This window comes from Candidatus Trichorickettsia mobilis (assembly GCF_034366785.1).
Classification (GTDB): domain Bacteria; phylum Pseudomonadota; class Alphaproteobacteria; order Rickettsiales; family Rickettsiaceae; genus Trichorickettsia; species Trichorickettsia mobilis_A.
On sequence record NZ_CP112932.1, the window covers coordinates 1257111 to 1272617 of the forward strand.

Annotated in this window: 14 protein-coding genes, 1 pseudogene and 1 riboswitch; of the genes and pseudogenes, 6 read left to right on the forward strand and 9 right to left on the reverse strand. The window is 33.0% G+C overall.

The features are described 5' to 3' along the window. Positions 1–80: 80 nt before the first annotated feature. Positions 81–776, reverse strand: a complete 696-nt coding sequence (locus Trichorick_RS05780) for a TraX family protein (protein WP_323738056.1) — start codon at positions 774–776, stop codon at positions 81–83. Further along, on the reverse strand, positions 760–2304 hold the full coding sequence (murJ, locus tag Trichorick_RS05785; RefSeq protein ID WP_323738888.1) for a murein biosynthesis integral membrane protein MurJ: 1545 nt from the start codon (positions 2302–2304) through the stop codon (positions 760–762). Before murJ ends, Trichorick_RS05780 begins: the two co-directional genes overlap by 17 nt. A gap of 640 nt (positions 2305–2944) precedes the next feature. On the opposite strand from murJ, the gene Trichorick_RS05790 reads away from it, so the two are divergent. After that, positions 2945–4666: a patatin-like phospholipase family protein gene (locus Trichorick_RS05790; protein ID WP_323738057.1), complete on the forward strand. Its 1722-nt coding sequence runs from the start codon at positions 2945–2947 to the stop codon at positions 4664–4666. 59 nt (positions 4667–4725) lie between these two features. Here Trichorick_RS05790 and grxC read toward each other — a convergent pair whose 3' ends face one another. Beyond that, on the reverse strand, positions 4726–5013 hold the full coding sequence (grxC, locus tag Trichorick_RS05795; RefSeq protein WP_323738058.1) for a glutaredoxin 3: 288 nt from the start codon (positions 5011–5013) through the stop codon (positions 4726–4728). 107 nt (positions 5014–5120) lie between these two features. Between grxC and uvrB the strand changes: the two genes are divergently transcribed. Next, positions 5121–7106, forward strand: a complete 1986-nt coding sequence (gene uvrB / locus Trichorick_RS05800; RefSeq protein ID WP_323738059.1) for an excinuclease ABC subunit UvrB — start codon at positions 5121–5123, stop codon at positions 7104–7106. A gap of 562 nt (positions 7107–7668) precedes the next feature. On the opposite strand, the gene Trichorick_RS05805 is transcribed toward uvrB, so the two are convergent. From Trichorick_RS05805 to Trichorick_RS05825, 5 genes are all read right to left on the reverse strand, one after another. Beyond that, positions 7669–8187 (reverse strand): hypothetical protein, encoded by a 519-nt coding sequence (locus tag Trichorick_RS05805; protein ID WP_323738060.1) that lies wholly within the window; start codon positions 8185–8187, stop codon positions 7669–7671. Between the two features lie 98 nt (positions 8188–8285). Further along, positions 8286–9992 (reverse strand): autotransporter outer membrane beta-barrel domain-containing protein, encoded by a 1707-nt coding sequence (locus Trichorick_RS05810; protein WP_323738061.1) that lies wholly within the window; start codon positions 9990–9992, stop codon positions 8286–8288. Between the two features lie 205 nt (positions 9993–10197). Then, a complete protein-coding gene (gene smpB / locus Trichorick_RS05815; RefSeq protein WP_323738062.1) occupies positions 10198–10659 on the reverse strand; it encodes an SsrA-binding protein SmpB in 462 nt (153 codons plus the stop codon). Positions 10660–10741: 82 nt separating this feature from the next. Beyond that, the gene (locus Trichorick_RS05820; RefSeq protein WP_323738063.1) at positions 10742–11968 is read right to left on the reverse strand and encodes an MFS transporter; all 1227 of its coding nucleotides are present in this window, start codon (positions 11966–11968) and stop codon (positions 10742–10744) included. 138 nt (positions 11969–12106) lie between these two features. Continuing rightward, positions 12107–12232: riboswitch (TPP riboswitch) on the reverse strand. A gap of 105 nt (positions 12233–12337) precedes the next feature. Beyond that, the gene (locus tag Trichorick_RS05825) at positions 12338–12547 is read right to left on the reverse strand and encodes a hypothetical protein (RefSeq protein WP_323738064.1); all 210 of its coding nucleotides are present in this window, start codon (positions 12545–12547) and stop codon (positions 12338–12340) included. 236 nt (positions 12548–12783) lie between these two features. Here Trichorick_RS05825 and Trichorick_RS05830 point away from each other — a divergent pair, with 236 nt between their 5' ends. The 4 genes from Trichorick_RS05830 (at position 12784) to Trichorick_RS05845 (ending at position 14829) form a co-directional block, all read left to right on the forward strand. After that, complete coding sequence (locus Trichorick_RS05830; protein WP_323738065.1) at positions 12784–13284, forward strand: PH domain-containing protein; 501 nt, start codon at positions 12784–12786, stop codon at positions 13282–13284. Between the two features lie 136 nt (positions 13285–13420). Further along, complete coding sequence (locus tag Trichorick_RS05835) at positions 13421–13699, forward strand: CopG family ribbon-helix-helix protein (protein WP_323738066.1); 279 nt, start codon at positions 13421–13423, stop codon at positions 13697–13699. Then, on the forward strand, positions 13696–13998 hold the full coding sequence (locus Trichorick_RS05840; RefSeq protein WP_323738067.1) for a type II toxin-antitoxin system RelE/ParE family toxin: 303 nt from the start codon (positions 13696–13698) through the stop codon (positions 13996–13998). Before Trichorick_RS05835 ends, Trichorick_RS05840 begins: the two co-directional genes overlap by 4 nt. Positions 13999–14364: 366 nt before the next feature. Beyond that, complete coding sequence (locus Trichorick_RS05845; protein WP_323738068.1) at positions 14365–14829, forward strand: virulence RhuM family protein; 465 nt, start codon at positions 14365–14367, stop codon at positions 14827–14829. 189 nt (positions 14830–15018) lie between these two features. On the opposite strand, the pseudogene Trichorick_RS05850 reads toward Trichorick_RS05845, so the two are convergent. Then, positions 15019–15225, reverse strand: a pseudogene (locus tag Trichorick_RS05850) (IS6 family transposase); the annotation flags it as partial. Positions 15226–15507 lie beyond the last annotated feature (282 nt).

The window sequence follows — 15507 nt, forward strand, 5'->3', positions numbered from 1 at the left end:
GCCAATTTACTACTATTTTAATAATTCAATTGGTAGCTATCAAAATTTGGCAACGAGCATATATGAAAGACCTACTATAGTCAAGTATTTTTGTGTAAAGTCCATATACACTGGATTATTACTACCTGGATAAAATAAACAAATAATATATTTCTGGTAATCACATTTATTTTTAGATTAATTGGTTGATTAAAATTACGTGCGGTTATCAGAAAATATCCACTAATTGCTATTAGTATAGTTATAATAAGGTCGGTATTTGTTGGTGTAAATATAGCAAAACTATGAAATAATGAGAGGATCACTGTAATTGCTACTGTTAAATTGCGATTTCTGTCTTCATATTTTGCGATATGTCCTAGAATCATTATTGTTATAACCAGAGTACCATATTCAAATAAAAAGTCGGTATAAGGAAACAGAATCCCGCTAATTATTACATGCAGGTAGCTACTGGTAAATTTTTTTAATTGATGATCGAATAAAAATATATACCATTGTCCTAGATAAATACTGATTAAGATATTAGCTCCTTGAAATTTCCCAAAAATAATTCGTGTTATAGCATATAATAATATCCCTAATATTAAGATTAAGTGTTTCGGACGTTTGTGAAAATTATAACCAGCAAAAAAACAGAAAATAGGCATCGCTAATCTACCAATAGCGCGTAATATTTGTTGTTCTGGGTAGAAATATAGACCTATATGATCAATAGTCATCGCGAGCACCGCTATCAACTTAAGTAGATCTTGATGATTAGATTGTGCTTTCATTTTTTGATAATAATTCTTGATAGATTCCTAAAATTAGGCTGCTGATAAAAAACACTAAAGCTCCAGTAATAATGGTCGCTGACAGGGTTAATGATTTAATTAATAGTGATTCATGATAAAAATATGAGCCATAATAATGGTTGATTATTAAAATTATCAGGCTCATAGATAAAGCACTGAAAAGTAATTTTAGAGTAAAAATCATAATTTTTTTGGAAGTAAAAGGGACTACATGATAAACTTTGCCGTATTTATGTAATAACCAAACATTATACCAGGCAGCGATGGATGAGCCAAGTGCTATTCCTATATGATCAAAGAACAACATTAATAGTAAGTTTAAGATAGTATTTATAGTTAATGAATATATGGTTATTTTTAATGGAGTTTTAGTATCATTATTTGCATAAAAAATAGGCATAAAAATCTTAGAAAGGACAAAAGCAGGTAATCCTATTGCAAAAGCTGAAATTGCTTGTGCGGTTTTTATAGTATCATCAGCAAGAAAAGCGCCACGCTCAAAAATTATATGAATAATAGGTTCAGATAGTAAAATTATCCCAAGGCTTGCTGGTATCGATAAAAATAAGCCTGCTTTGATAGCTTTGTTTTGAAGCTGGTAAGCTTTTTTTAAGTCATTGATTTTATATATTTTAGATAACTCAGGAAGTAGTATTGTGCCAAAAGTTATTCCGATAATTGATAGTGGAAATTGATAAATGCGATCTGCATATGAAAGAATAGAAACAGCTCCGGGAATAAAGCTGGCAATTGATTGTGAGATAAATAAATTTAATTGATATACACCTGAGCTTAAGGTTGCCGGAATCATATTCAATAAAAATTTCTTTACATCACTATCATGAATATTAATAGTCAGAGGAAACGACAAGTTAGCTTTAAAGACAAAATAAAGCATAAATAAGATTTGTAATATTCCTGCAATCACTACGGCAATACTAATTGCAATAGGTGATGAGATATATTGTTGTAAAATTAGAGTGCCTATTATGACGGTAACACTTAAAATAATTGGCGCAAACGCAAAAGCGGCAAATTGTTTTACGGAATTCAAGATACCACCCAATAAGGCTGTTGCAGAAATAAATATTACATAAGGTATAGTGATTCGGCATACTAATATAGTTAACTCAAATTTTTCTAAATTTTTATGAAATCCTGGGGCTAGTATCAATACTATTGATGGCATAAAAATTTCCATTAAAACTACTAACGTGATCAGAGTTAATAATAATAAAGTAAAAATTTCTCCAGAAATTTTACGAGCTGCCGCAGATGAATGTAATAATTTTTCATTAAAAATTGGAATAAAGACGGCAGATAATGCTCCTTCACCAAAAATACGTCGAAACAAATTTGGTAATTTAAAAGCTACATTAATACTGTCAGCTAAATAACTGGTGCCAAACATTGAAGCAATAAATAACTCTCTTGCCAGTCCAAAAATACGAGAAAGTAATGTAAAGAATGCTACGATTATACCAGAACGAAATAACACTAGATGTATTGTTTTATTAATGTTTTAAAATAACTATCCACAATATGTGATAGTTTGTTAATTGCAGGGCAGATATTAACTCAATCATCAAGTTTTTAGCAAGTAATAATTTAATAACTCAATTACATTATGCAAAATATGATAGATCTTATTAACTATCATCTATTCATGATTTAAGTTCTCTTGAATTTTATTATTAGAGCTCTTTGGAAACTCATTTCTGAGAGAGGATTTATTAAAAGAGAAACAGCTTTGATCTGCAGCGTACTTTTGGTTTGCTTTGGATTTGAGTATCGAACCTGTATACAAATCATCTATAGAAGTAGAGTTGGTCACCAGCTTTTTAAGTCATATATTGATGTTCAAATTTAAAAACCGTGAACGCTCACGTAGAGTTTGTGAGAGAGGTCTATTAAATGATTCATGAATTTGACCATTTTCAGAAGCCAAAATTATTTTTTACTAAAACCTCTCGCAGCTACCTCTAAAATACGAAAATCATAACATCAGTTTAGTTTTTTTAAAAATACATTGGTTATTATTAATTATTTTTATTGACAGAATAGTTAATAATATATATTATAATATCAAATCACTAGATTTTATTAATATTAAACCAAATCAACAATAAATTATAAGGTTAAAAACTATGTTTGAATCAATAACAAATTATTTACTAGGGTCAAATGAATCTACAAAACAAACTACAGAACCGATAAAACATATTACTTTTAGTGGCGGTGGCGCTAAAGGTGCTGTTTATGGAGGTGTATATAAAATTTTAAAGAAATTTGGTGTTATAGACGAGGTAGAAGATATAGCAGGTACTTCAGCTGGCGCTATTACTGCTGCCTTTGTAGCAACTGGAATTTCTGCAGAGAAATTTGAAGATCTTTCGAATAAAACAAATTTTAAAGATTTATTAGGCAAGGGATTGGTTGGGCTTCCTATAGTCAATGATGCTATCCCTTTATATGAATTGCTACGTACTACTATTGCAACAAATATTCAAGATTTTCTAACAGAATTTTTACAAAATGATTTTGTTATAGATGATATTAAAGGTCAATTGTTACCAGACTTAATAAAAGCGAAAGCAAGTCTTGAAGAAGTATTGCGTAAAAAAATAGATGATAGAGAAAAATATACAGCAGCAATAGAAGAAGATGAGTTTTTAGTAATTGATGCATCTGAGCTTTATAATATTGACACAGAAATAACAGCTTTATTGCAACAACGAGTAAAATTTATCAATCAGCAAAGCAATATTGAACTACTAGAAGAGAATTTACAAGCGCTTTTACAAAAATGTACCACAGAAGGAGACATAACTTTTGGAGATTTAGCTTTATTAAGAACTATTGCTCCGGAAAAATTTAAAAATCTAATGGTAACAGCAACGAACTACCAAAATGGTGATCTAACAATTTTTAGTGGCGAGAATACTCCAAATGTTGAAATAGCTTTAGCATGTAAGGCTTCAGCTGCGATACCAGGAGTATTTCAAGGAGTACAAATTAATGGAGTTTGGTATTATGATGGTGGTTGTAGAGATAATGTGCCAATAAAGTATTTTGCAGGATCCAACAATGAAACTCAAGCTCAATGTCAAACTCTGGCTTTTGTTTTTGGCGGTGATGATTTAAACTCTAGTGCAAATAAAGCGATATATAGCGCCACACCAAATATTTCTAAGACTGGTATGGCAAAAAATATAATTGATAATGCGCTATATTATGGGCTTGGCATAGGCAAGGGTAAAGATCAGATGTTATATACCGCTGAACAAAATAAACACTGGGAAGAATTACGCGAAATAGCACTTAATGTAGTACCTTTGGGTACAGGCAACATTGGCACGCTTTCTTTTGATGAAGCTGCGGCGCAAGCTAAATATTTAACTCTGAAAGGTGAAACTCAAACTATGAGATATTTACTCAATCATAATATGATTGATCAATCTATGAATGATTCACTTGCTCTAAGAGAGTTCTTTTTAACTGTCTATGAAAAAGTTACAACCAAAGAAAACCCACAAAATTATTTACTGAATTTTGTTGAGGAAGAAAAATGGCTTAATCAAGACCCACAGATAGTGATTAAAGAATTTATTGAGCTCACAGCAGATAGTAACGTTAGAGATGAATTTATGGCAACGTTGAATTGTAAGCAGGCTAGCAATGTGATAAAAAACGTTTGTTACGACTACACTTTAGACAATATTGATTTAAATTCATCGATGGTGTTTGCGGATACAGATAATATTGTAGATTATGAATTTTATCTGAATAATCATTTTAATGCATTTGGTTCAACCCATTATGAAGACTTTGGCTTACTTGGTAATAGCTATGTTATGTGCGTAAGTTAAGTATTGTTACACAAAAATTACAACGACGGTCGTGCAAGTAGTGTATCGTCGTTGTGAGACTAAGACAAGATTTTTTCTAAAATTTCAAAATTATTGTCTAACAGCTTTTGTAATTGACCTTCCTGTTCAAGAGCATATAAATCGTCACTACCACCAACATGTATATCATTAATAAATATTTGAGGTACAGTTTTACGACCACCTGCTTGTTGAATCATTTTTTCTCTTAACTGCTGATCGTTTTCAATATTAATTTCTTCAAATTGAGCATTCTTTCTTTGAAGTAAAGCTTTGGCTCTAAGACAATATGGGCATGACGAACTAGTGTAAATAACAACTTTTGACATAATATTATTTTATTCATTTTATAATTGATTTTATTAGGATAGAATATCTCTAGGTAATTGGCTCGGATATTAGCGTAATTATTAAGTTCTTGGCAAGTAATAGTTTAATGGCTCAGTTTTTAATTAAATCAGATTATCAACCTGCTGGTGATCAACCAGCAGCGATTCAGCAAATTGTTGAAGGTTTGGTATCTGGACAGAAATCACAAATGTTACTTGGTATTACCGGTTCAGGTAAAACTTTTACCATGGCTAATATCATTGCCAGGATGAATTGTCCAGCTTTAATTATGGCACATAATAAAACTTTGGCTGCTCAAATTTATTCAGAAATGAAGGAGTTGTTTCCGGATAATGCTGTCGAATATTTTGTTTCTTATTATGACTATTATCAACCAGAAGCTTATGTTGCGCGTACTGATACTTATATCGAAAAAGATGCATCGATTAACGATACTATAGACTTACTACGACATTCTGCTACTCGTTCTCTATTAGAAAGAAGAGATGTGATAGTAGTATCATCAGTATCATGCATATATGGTTTAGGCTCTCCTGAACTTTATAACCAGATGGTCATAATCTTAAAAGTTGGTGATAGCTATTCTAGAAGCCAATTACTACTTGAGTTGATAAATTTGCAATATGAACGGAATGATATCGGTTTTGAGCGAGGAACATTTAGAGTTAAAGGTGATAATGTAGATATTTTTCCAGCTCATTATGCTGATAAGGCTTGGAGATTATCATTTTTTGGTAATGAACTTGAATATATCCATGAATTTGATCCTTTGACTGGTAATACTATTGCTAAACTTGCTCAAGTGGTGGTTTACGCAAACTCTCACTTTATAACTTCACAGGCAGTAATCAAAAAAGCAATTGGTGAAATTGAGATTGAATTGCAGCAGCATTTACAATTTTTACATAAACAAGGCAAATTATTAGAAGAACAGCGAGTGAAATCTCGTACCAACTATGATCTTGAAATGCTAATGGAAACCGGTAGCTGTAAAGGAATAGAGAATTATTCAAGATTCATGACTGGAAGATTGCCAGGTCAACCGCCGCCTACTTTATTTGAATATTTACCTAAAGATGCTTTATTGTTTGTTGATGAGAGTCATGTGACAGTACCACAAGTTCGAGGAATGTATAATGGTGATCGAGCTAGAAAAGAAGCGTTGATCGAACATGGGTTTCGTCTACCGTCAGCATTGGATAACCGGCCGCTAAAGTTTGATGAATGGCAAAATTTACGTCCGCAAACTATTTTTGTATCAGCCACTCCAAGTGAATTTGAATTACAGGAAACTCATGGTGTAATCGTAGAGCAAATTATTAGACCTACCGGTCTTTTAGATCCGGAATGCATTATCAGACCGGCAACTAATCAGGTTGAAGATTTACTAGAGGAAATCAGAGTTACCGTCAATAGATCTTTACGAGTATTAGTGACGACGCTAACTAAAAAAATGGCAGAAGACTTAACCAGTTATTTGCAGGAATTAGGGCATAAGGTTGAATATTTACATTCAGAAATTCAGACTATGGAACGTATAGAAATAATAAAAGATTTAAGACATGGCAATATTGACGTTATTGTCGGCATTAATTTGCTTAGAGAGGGCTTGGATATACCAGAGTGCGGTTTAGTGGCAATCCTCGATGCTGATAAAGAAGGATTCTTACGTTCAGAAGTATCTTTAATTCAGACTATAGGTAGAGCAGCTCGTAATAGTGAGGGAAGGGTAGTATTATACGCTGATCGTATTACTAAATCAATTGACAAAGCGGTAGCTATAACTATGAAACGTAGACAGCTGCAAACAGAGTATAATCAAAAATTTGGAATTATTCCTAAAACTATTAATCGTAAAATTTATGCGTTAACTGAATTTGATAAAGTGAGTAAAATTGTTAATATTGAACAGGATCGTGAATTATTACGAGATCAAGGTAAATTAAAAGTATATATAGAAAAATTAAAGAAAGAGATGCGAGCTGCAGCTAGTAACTTAGAATTTGAAACTGCTGCAGCGATTAGAGATAAAATTAAATTATTGAACGAAGCCGTGTTAGAACTAAATTAAATGTAACGTTCACGGATTAAAAAATACTCCAAAAGCCTGTCATTGCAAGGGATGTGCATAAGCACATTACGAAGCAATCCAGAAAAAAATCATAACAGTAACACAGCTTTTACGTATCTATTCAGGGGTCTGGCGCAAACCACAGATATATGATATATATACTAGTCTATTAACGCACTCGATGTCATTCCCAGCAACAGCGAGAATCTAGGAATAAAAACCTCAAATGCTTAGATGTACGGCTGGATCCCCGCCGTTGCTGGGAATGACATCGTGGAAGCAGTTTGTTGTCAAACTCACCATCTGTATATAGCGTCGTCAGTGAGCTTGGGACGACAAAATTTCGCGTGATTCACCTGTGCGAAACAAAGTAATACTGCTTGCGCAGGTTCACACTAAAATTTAAAGTAACTAGCTCACTGACTCTAGCTATACCTGATACGGTAAAGGTTTGCCAGGGACGTGAATAGATACGCTTTTACTGTGTTAATCTTTCTGAGTTGCTTCGTTGTAACCTAAAGGTTAACTTTTCGCAATGACGATTCTTAAAGTTGTGTAAAACCTAACCAGCTTTTTTTATTTGTATGGAAATAAGATTTTGCTTCCATGTCTCTTTTGTTAATTCAGGCATTGGAGCTTTCTTAATTGCATAATGAAAAAAGTGAATACCTTCATCTGTTTTTACTACTTTAGCTAGCTCTGATTGATCAGGTTGACCTGAGCAATCTTTACTAGTAAATAGCCACATTCTCTCATTTGGTTTTTGATACAAGGATTGCCAATCAACATTAGGGCATACTGCTGTCAATGAGGCTTTGTTTTGTGCTTCAAAGACATCAAGATTAATATCTTTATTTAACCCTGGGAAAAATTGTACAGTTACTAATTCTGACCAGTTGTCAACAGTTTCACCTGATATCACATATTCATCAAAAACAGGTTTTCCTGTTCCAGAAGAATTTTGAAACTTAGACCATGCTAGCATCCATTTTCTATCATCAAAAACTGGTTTTGCTTCTTCTATTGCATAACTATTAACAAAAGACAGAAATAAAGGGAATAACATCAAGTAACGCAACATATGACAGCCTCAATAAGATTAAGAGTTTGATAATGTAGGCGATTAAATAATAAACCTCTCTCACGCTTAAGTTTGTGAGAGAGGTTTATTATTAGAAATTAAAAATTTACTCGTAGATTCAAATAGCCAGTATTTGAGTAGAATTTTTTGCTTCTAGTATGATCATAACCTAAAGTTATATCAAAAGCCTTCAACTGCAAAATCTGGACTGAGCCACCAAATACATAAGTTGTTTTTGCTGCTTTTGCTGATGGAGTTGTTGTTGGGGCTATTGCATCAATGATTGACACAACACTAGCTCCATTTTTTTGTTTGAGAATTTGACTTATATTAATATGCGCTTCTGGCACTATATTATAAGTTTGCATATTAACAATATAACTAGTTTTTATTCCAAATAGAGCTGATGTTGTATATGAATTTCTTTTGTCTATTTGTCTTGTCAAGGTGTCAGCACTATCTTGTTCGCGATAACCCTTTACATTTAATTTATTATGAGAGATACCAGTACTTGGAATTAAGTGCCAATTTTCATTATAGCTGGTTTTATAATCATAACCTGCTTCCATTTTGCCACCAAAGATCGTGCCTTTGGTTTTGCCGTAAGCCTTATTATGATTTAAATCATTAGTATCTCTTGATTTTTTCATCTTACTAGTTCCGTACTGACCTTGACCACTAATAAAAATATTATTTTCGAAATTATATAACCCATAGACAGTACCAATATAGTTCCTTACTCTATCTTTACTTATATGACCGTCTTTACCATTAACTGTAGTTTGAGTATACGAGAAAGCTGCACCAAGTTTATGAGTGTTGCCAATATCAGCACCTACAGTAACGCCTGACTGATTTAATTTATATCCTTGAGTAAGGCCATATTCTTTTTGCCGCGCTTGAGTGAGCATACCTTTAACCCATACTCCGTAATGGTCAAACATGCCATCACCAGCAGCAACTCCATCTCCTTCTGTTAGATTTCCACCATTCATAGCAAGCACACCAATTCTATTATCTACTAAACGTAAAACGTCTGTAGCAGCATTACGTAGTGCTTCAGCATATACACTAGTAGTATCAGGTTTTTGTACATATGGTAAAGAAGCTAAGTTAGTTGCTTTGTTACTACCTGATAAAGATTGAGCTATAGGACCATTTGGATCAAATATGAAATTCTTGACTGCGCCCATAGTAAAAGGATTTTCTGATTTATTATATGTATCATTGATATATTGAATGGATATTTTAAGTATTTCTGCAGCTGCAGGATTTTGCTTAGCAACGCTAGAGATTAATGCTTTTTCCGCCTGAGCAGGTGTTATTTGTAAATCATCAGCAAGCTTAGCAAATAACCCGTCCATCGTATTCTTAAGTTTTACATTAGTATTAACAAAAGCTTCTATAGCCGCCATTTCTGCAGCTGCTTTTTCTGGAGGCACACCGCCCAATGATAGAAAATACCTACCAAATGCGTCTGGATCAGTAGAATTGGCTTTTAGTCCAGCTATAATTCCAGGCAGCTGTGTTGGATCTTTAATTTTAACATACAATGTTTTGAAGAAAGTCTGAGCTTCTGCCGGATAATATTGAAAAGCATTGCCAATTCCCTTACTATCTTTAGATAGATCCATCAAATTAGATATTATAGCTATAACATCTACAGCTTTTTGAAGAGGTGGATCATTTTTGAGTTTTACGATATTAGAAATAAGTTTTGTTATGTCAGCAGCCACGGTAAATAGCTGCACTACCGGATCTGGTTGCGAATCATCTGCTTTCGCTATTGTCACAGATAATGTCATAGTTCCTAACATAGTTGAGATCATTATTTTTTATATTTTTTCATGACTTTGCTATTTTAAATTACTCAGATAAGAAATCTTAGCCATAATTTAAATATTAACAAAATAATAATCTGATATGCAATTTATAATTGTATATCATGTTGTAAATTTATTATAATTATTACTTAGTAGAGTATTAGTTTTTTGAAGTGCTATCTACAACTTACAGTTTGCGGCGCATTAATTTGCCTTGTTCTCTTTGCCAATCCTTCGCTTTAATGGATTCTCTTTTATCATGCAGCTTTTTGCCTTTAGCTAGTCCTAGCTCAATTTTAGCAATATTCTTACTATTAAAATATAAGCTTAATGCAATCAGGGTGTAGCCTTTTACTCTGACTTTACCGATAATTTTTTTAATTTCTTTCGTATGTAATAATAGTTTGCGTGGCCGGCGTGAATCATGATTAAATTGATGAGCTTTATCATATTCCGCAATATGGCAATTATATAAAAATATTTCATTGCCGGCATTAGTAGCGTGGCTATCAGTGATATTACCTTTGCCTTGGCGTAAGGATTGCACTTCACTGCCTTTTAAAATAATACCGGCTTCAAAACGTTCTTCGATAAAATAATTAAATAAAGCTTGTTTGTTTTGTGCAATAATTTTTTTATATTCAGTCATTTTATATAAGTTCAATAATATTTGAGATAAATACTATTATATGCGTATAATTAGTTATAATCAACAACAGTAGGTAAGAAGTCTATTGAACTTTTTTTGTGAGTCTATTGATTACATAGATAGCTCCTATAATAATTACAGCAATGTAGAATGCTATAGATAGTGATATATTGGTAATGTGCCATAAAGATAAACAGATTACAGGAGTAAGGCGCCCTACAGTTGCTGAAGCTAAAGCGTTACCAATACCAACTACTAGATATTGGTCTGGTGAATTTACTAATTTCTTACACCAAAGATTTAATGGACATAAAAACATGATCCCCCAGATTACTATCCATAGACGTACTGCTGTAACATACCATAGTGAAGCATGATTAAGACTGTACCATAGCGGAATAATAGTAACTGCAAGCACCATACATGAATTCTTCATAATTAACGCTGGAGGATATTTTTGTGCATATTTTCCGCATATTGGGATGAATAGCATATCGAAGATTAATAAGCTAGTATTAAGAGCTAACATTGTGCTTGCTCTAATATCTGTAATTAAAGGGATAAAACTGTTCATTATAATAAATGGTATTGAATAAGTAAGATAAGAAACATTAATGATCGCAGCAATTTGTACTATAATTACTTTGTGTTTCCAAATTATACTTAAGAGATTAAGGTAGTTGATTTTTGCACTTACTTGTAACATATCTCGCTTGTTAATTGAATATCGTCTTAGATAATAACCAATCAAGCCAGTGCAGCTAGCACCCCAAAAACAAATACGCCAGGCATTTGTGAATGGTGATACTTCTACTGCCCAAGTAGCAGCTGAAGCGAATACTATACCAAATACAGTGGAACTATGATAAAGATATGAAGCTTGTAGTGCTTTAGTATCAGATTTATTTTCCAGAATATATAATCTAGCAATAACCGTTTCTCCTTCTGCAAAAATACCTTGAGCCAACCTAATTATAATTAGGCCTGTCGGCGCTAACCACCCGATAGTGTTGTAATCAGGTAGAAATCCAATCATAGTAGTAGTGATCGCCAGACCAATCAGAGAATAATATAAACCTTGGGCTGGAGCACGACGTGCAATCATACCAAAAATTATCGCTCCCAATGGTCTAGTGAAAATCGAAGTAGCGAGAACAGAATAGGCCATTATTAATTGCACTGTTTTATCAGTATTTGGAAAAAATAGTGGAGCTAGATGTGGTGCTAGAAGAGTATATAAAGTAGTGTCAAAATGATCTAAACTATTGCCGATCAAGATTGATAAGTCTTTTTTGCTAAGGTTGCGCATTTATCCCTCTTTTGGTTTTGTGATCACCAGAGGGAAGGGTAGAGGTTGTATCAATAGCTTGAGTGAGTATTGTTTATGTTTTTGAAGATAGCACCAGAAGTACTAAAAAAACGTGGACACTACATTTCGATGCAAAAATTAATAAAAGCAACACTCTCCCTTCGCAGATATTACTCCGAGCAGGTTCTAAGGGTTTTTCTCAGCCTAAGAAGCAGATACTAATTTTAGCTATATCTGTAATCTAAAGCACCCCTGGTGATAATATTCACTATATACTAATATACATAATATAGTCAACTGCTTAAAATGTTAATAAACGCCATTCTCGGATTCGTGGAATAGTTATAATTTTTTAAAAAATTAGACAAATTAATGATCAAAAAAATACCAATTATCAGGTGGTAGTATATATTCTATTAACTGTCCCATTAAAGTATGATGTTGTGAGTCAACTTCCATATTTGGATCAATATTGTAAATAGTGAGTAAATCTTGTAAAGCTTTGCCCATATTCACATCTAATAATTCTGTGCAAGCTTTATATATCAATTGAGGGGTTGCTACTTCTTTTCTCTGCATTAATTTATTAAACTCTGTGATCTTGAATAAACTAGTTGGAAACAGAAAGTTACTATCGTCGTAAATTTCTGTAGTAAGTTTATTGGTAATTAGTATCTTGGCTAATAATGATTTTATATTTTTTTGATCTACTAAAGGTATAGTAAGTTTAGAGATTTTAGTATCTGGTAATACGGTAGCGATTGCCTCTACCCCTTCTTGTCCTATATTACTATAGGTTAAATCAAGTTTAAGGAATGAAAATGAAAGAATCGACTCAATATTTGTATGAAAATGATGCTCAAGTTAATTCTAAAGAAGTTAAACCCGTATTTTTAGTGCGGGGCTATCTTTTATATACCGCTTGCTTTTATATAGCATTTCTTCTCTTTCGTTTAGGCTCAGAACGATTTTCAAGTATGTTTATTTCTGATCTCCTTATATTTAGCATAATCGCTTTTATAATAATTATTCCAATTAGATTTTTTCAGCATGCTTACACACGATTCTTTATTGAAGATCATAAAATTTCTTATGAAAACAGTTTTATAAATTATTCTAAGAAAGACATAAAATATGAAAATATTAAAGAAGTAATGATAAAACGTAATTTTTTAAAGCGCTTGTTTGGCATCGGAGATATACAGTTAATTACCAATATTGCTCTTAATAATGCAGGTATAAAGCTTTTAAATATAAAGGATCCGATGGAAGTTTATAAGCTAATCCAAGAAAAAATTGCCCAACATCAGAAATAATATTTGCTAGTCAAAACAAGTAATGAAGTTTTTACAAGTAGAAATATGTTTGCCGATTGCCAACGAAGTAGAGATATACTACTATAGTAGTATTAAGTAATACTTTGTAATACTATGCTTAGTAAGTGAGGAGCAAATGAAAGCATCAAATATAGTACCGGTAACAGTAAAACTTGAATCAAATACCAAGCAGAGGCTAGAAAAGCTAGGGAGAGCAAAACAGCGCTCAACACATTGGTTGTTACAACAAGCAGTTCAGCAGTACTTGGAAATAGAAGAATACGAAGAGCGATTAAAACAAGAAACTTTGGATAGATGGCAAGAAGCTTTGGATGGAAAATTAATAAGTAACGAGAAAGTCCAAGCATGGCTTGGAACTTGGGGAACCGATAACAAAACAGATTCAGAAGAATGATTAAATTGATTTGGGTGGAGTCTGCGGTTGATGGTTTGGTACGTCTTAAAGAATTTATAGACATAAATAATCCTGCTGCTGCAAAACGTGCAGGTTTGGCAATAAAAGCTGCAATTGAAGAACTCGCTGAATTTCCTTTGCTAGGGAAGCCGGTAAAGGATTTATTAGGATATCGAGATTTGTTTATTAAATTCGGAGTTAGCGGTTACATACTAAGATATAAAGTGAGTGAGGAGGCGTTATATGTACTTCATATACGTCATGCTCGAGAAGTAGATTTTGCTAAAATTAGCGATTAATCATAAGAATGTAAAAATAATTATAGACTAATGAATATATCGAAACCCCAAGATCACGATAACTTTACTAGCAGCTAATAGGTAGTAGCTCATAAAGTAAGAATGTTTGGTTATGATATAATTCCCTGCTTTCCTGGCTTACATCGGCTTCTCGTTACGTTGGTGTATGCGCCAGAAGCTGTATAATGAACAGTAAAATCGGCGTAAATAATAATCAGTTTATTGGTTGTATTAGAGTTAGCATTTATATCGGAACCTCGTAATCAGCAAATTGCATATTTTCCACTATGGTTCAATCATATTATCAGTCTGTGAGGCATAGATAGTAGCTTGTTAAAGTAATGTTATCTTAATGGATGCGTATAAATGCAAGATAATCAGTTGGTTATTTATCAGATTGAAAATGGAGAGATCAGAATTGAGGTGCAGGTCTACAATGAATCTGTGTGGTTATCATTAAATCAAATGGCAAACATATTTGGGAGGGATAAATCAGTAATCTCAAAGCACCTAAAAAATATATTTAAAACAGAAGAACTGGATAGACATTCAACCGTTGCAAAATTTGCAATAGTTCAACAAGAAGGAGAGCGGGAAATAAAAAGATGGGTAGAATATTATAACCTAGATGCCATTTTATCCGTGGGGTACAGAGTAAACTCCAAGCGAGGAATTCAATTTAGACAATGGGCATCTAAAATATTGAAAGACTATCTTATCCAAGGATATAGCGTTAATAAAGACAAAGTAATCCAAGATAGATTGGATCAATTAAGACAAACAGTTGAATTTACTGTCAACTACCCTGATCAATCAGAATTTAGTAAATGATGTTGGGATAGAATTAGTTAGCTTAATCAAGGCATACACTAAAACATGGGATATGTTGGTTAAGTATGATGAAGGTAATTTAAACATTCCCGCAAACTTACGAGAGGCAACAGATAGATTGCTTGATTACCGGGAAGTAATTAATGCGATAGCAGTGTTAAAGAATGAATTAAAACAGGAAGCCGGTAGATTTATCTTAATATATGTTTCATCCATCCTCCAACTATTGCCTACGGGCTTTTTGCGTTTCCTTACCGCAGTATCTATTAACGGCACAAACCTTATTACCCATCTTTGTAGAGTAGCATGATCTATCTGTGCTCCTCTGATACTAGCCATTTCTTCTAAATCACGATAACTTAGAGAAAATCTACATTTCATGTAGACAAAGAGCATTATTATTTAAGGTGATGAACAAAATCCTTTAAAATACTTGATCAGTTTTGGAGAAATGTTAAACGGCATTCGAATATTTTTTAAGCCTTTATAGCAGTTTTAGAGAGCCTTTGCAACAGATGCGACAGAACCACTTATTTTATAGATGCGACAAAACCGTTTGCGAGAGCCACCTTGTTCTAATATACTGTTTACGAAAATTGACCAGTTTCTTTATGCCATCAGAACCAGCTAAATGCGGTAAAAATATAAGTTCAACGCAGATTCTCAAGGAACCATTAA

Excerpts from the sequence above, each read along its gene's own strand:
- Trichorick_RS05825 (WP_323738064.1), bottom strand. The coding sequence starts at position 12,547 with ATGCAGAGAAAAGAAGTAGCAACCCCTCAATTGATATATAAAGCTTGC.
- Trichorick_RS05840 (WP_323738067.1), top strand. The coding sequence starts at position 13,696 with ATGATTAAATTGATTTGGGTGGAGTCTGCGGTTGATGGTTTGGTACGT.
- Trichorick_RS05820 (WP_323738063.1), bottom strand. The coding sequence starts at position 11,968 with ATGCGCAACCTTAGCAAAAAAGACTTATCAATCTTGATCGGCAATAGT.
- grxC (WP_323738058.1), bottom strand. The coding sequence starts at position 5,013 with ATGTCAAAAGTTGTTATTTACACTAGTTCGTCATGCCCATATTGTCTT.
- Trichorick_RS05780 (WP_323738056.1), bottom strand. The coding sequence starts at position 776 with ATGAAAGCACAATCTAATCATCAAGATCTACTTAAGTTGATAGCGGTG.
- Trichorick_RS05830 (WP_323738065.1), top strand. The coding sequence starts at position 12,784 with ATGAAAATGAAAGAATCGACTCAATATTTGTATGAAAATGATGCTCAA.
- Trichorick_RS05810 (WP_323738061.1), bottom strand. The coding sequence starts at position 9,992 with ATGACATTATCTGTGACAATAGCGAAAGCAGATGATTCGCAACCAGAT.
- Trichorick_RS05835 (WP_323738066.1), top strand. The coding sequence starts at position 13,421 with ATGAAAGCATCAAATATAGTACCGGTAACAGTAAAACTTGAATCAAAT.
- Trichorick_RS05790 (WP_323738057.1), top strand. The coding sequence starts at position 2,945 with ATGTTTGAATCAATAACAAATTATTTACTAGGGTCAAATGAATCTACA.
- uvrB (WP_323738059.1), top strand. The coding sequence starts at position 5,121 with ATGGCTCAGTTTTTAATTAAATCAGATTATCAACCTGCTGGTGATCAA.
- smpB (WP_323738062.1), bottom strand. The coding sequence starts at position 10,659 with ATGACTGAATATAAAAAAATTATTGCACAAAACAAACAAGCTTTATTT.
- Trichorick_RS05845 (WP_323738068.1), top strand. The coding sequence starts at position 14,365 with ATGCAAGATAATCAGTTGGTTATTTATCAGATTGAAAATGGAGAGATC.
- Trichorick_RS05805 (WP_323738060.1), bottom strand. The coding sequence starts at position 8,187 with ATGTTGCGTTACTTGATGTTATTCCCTTTATTTCTGTCTTTTGTTAAT.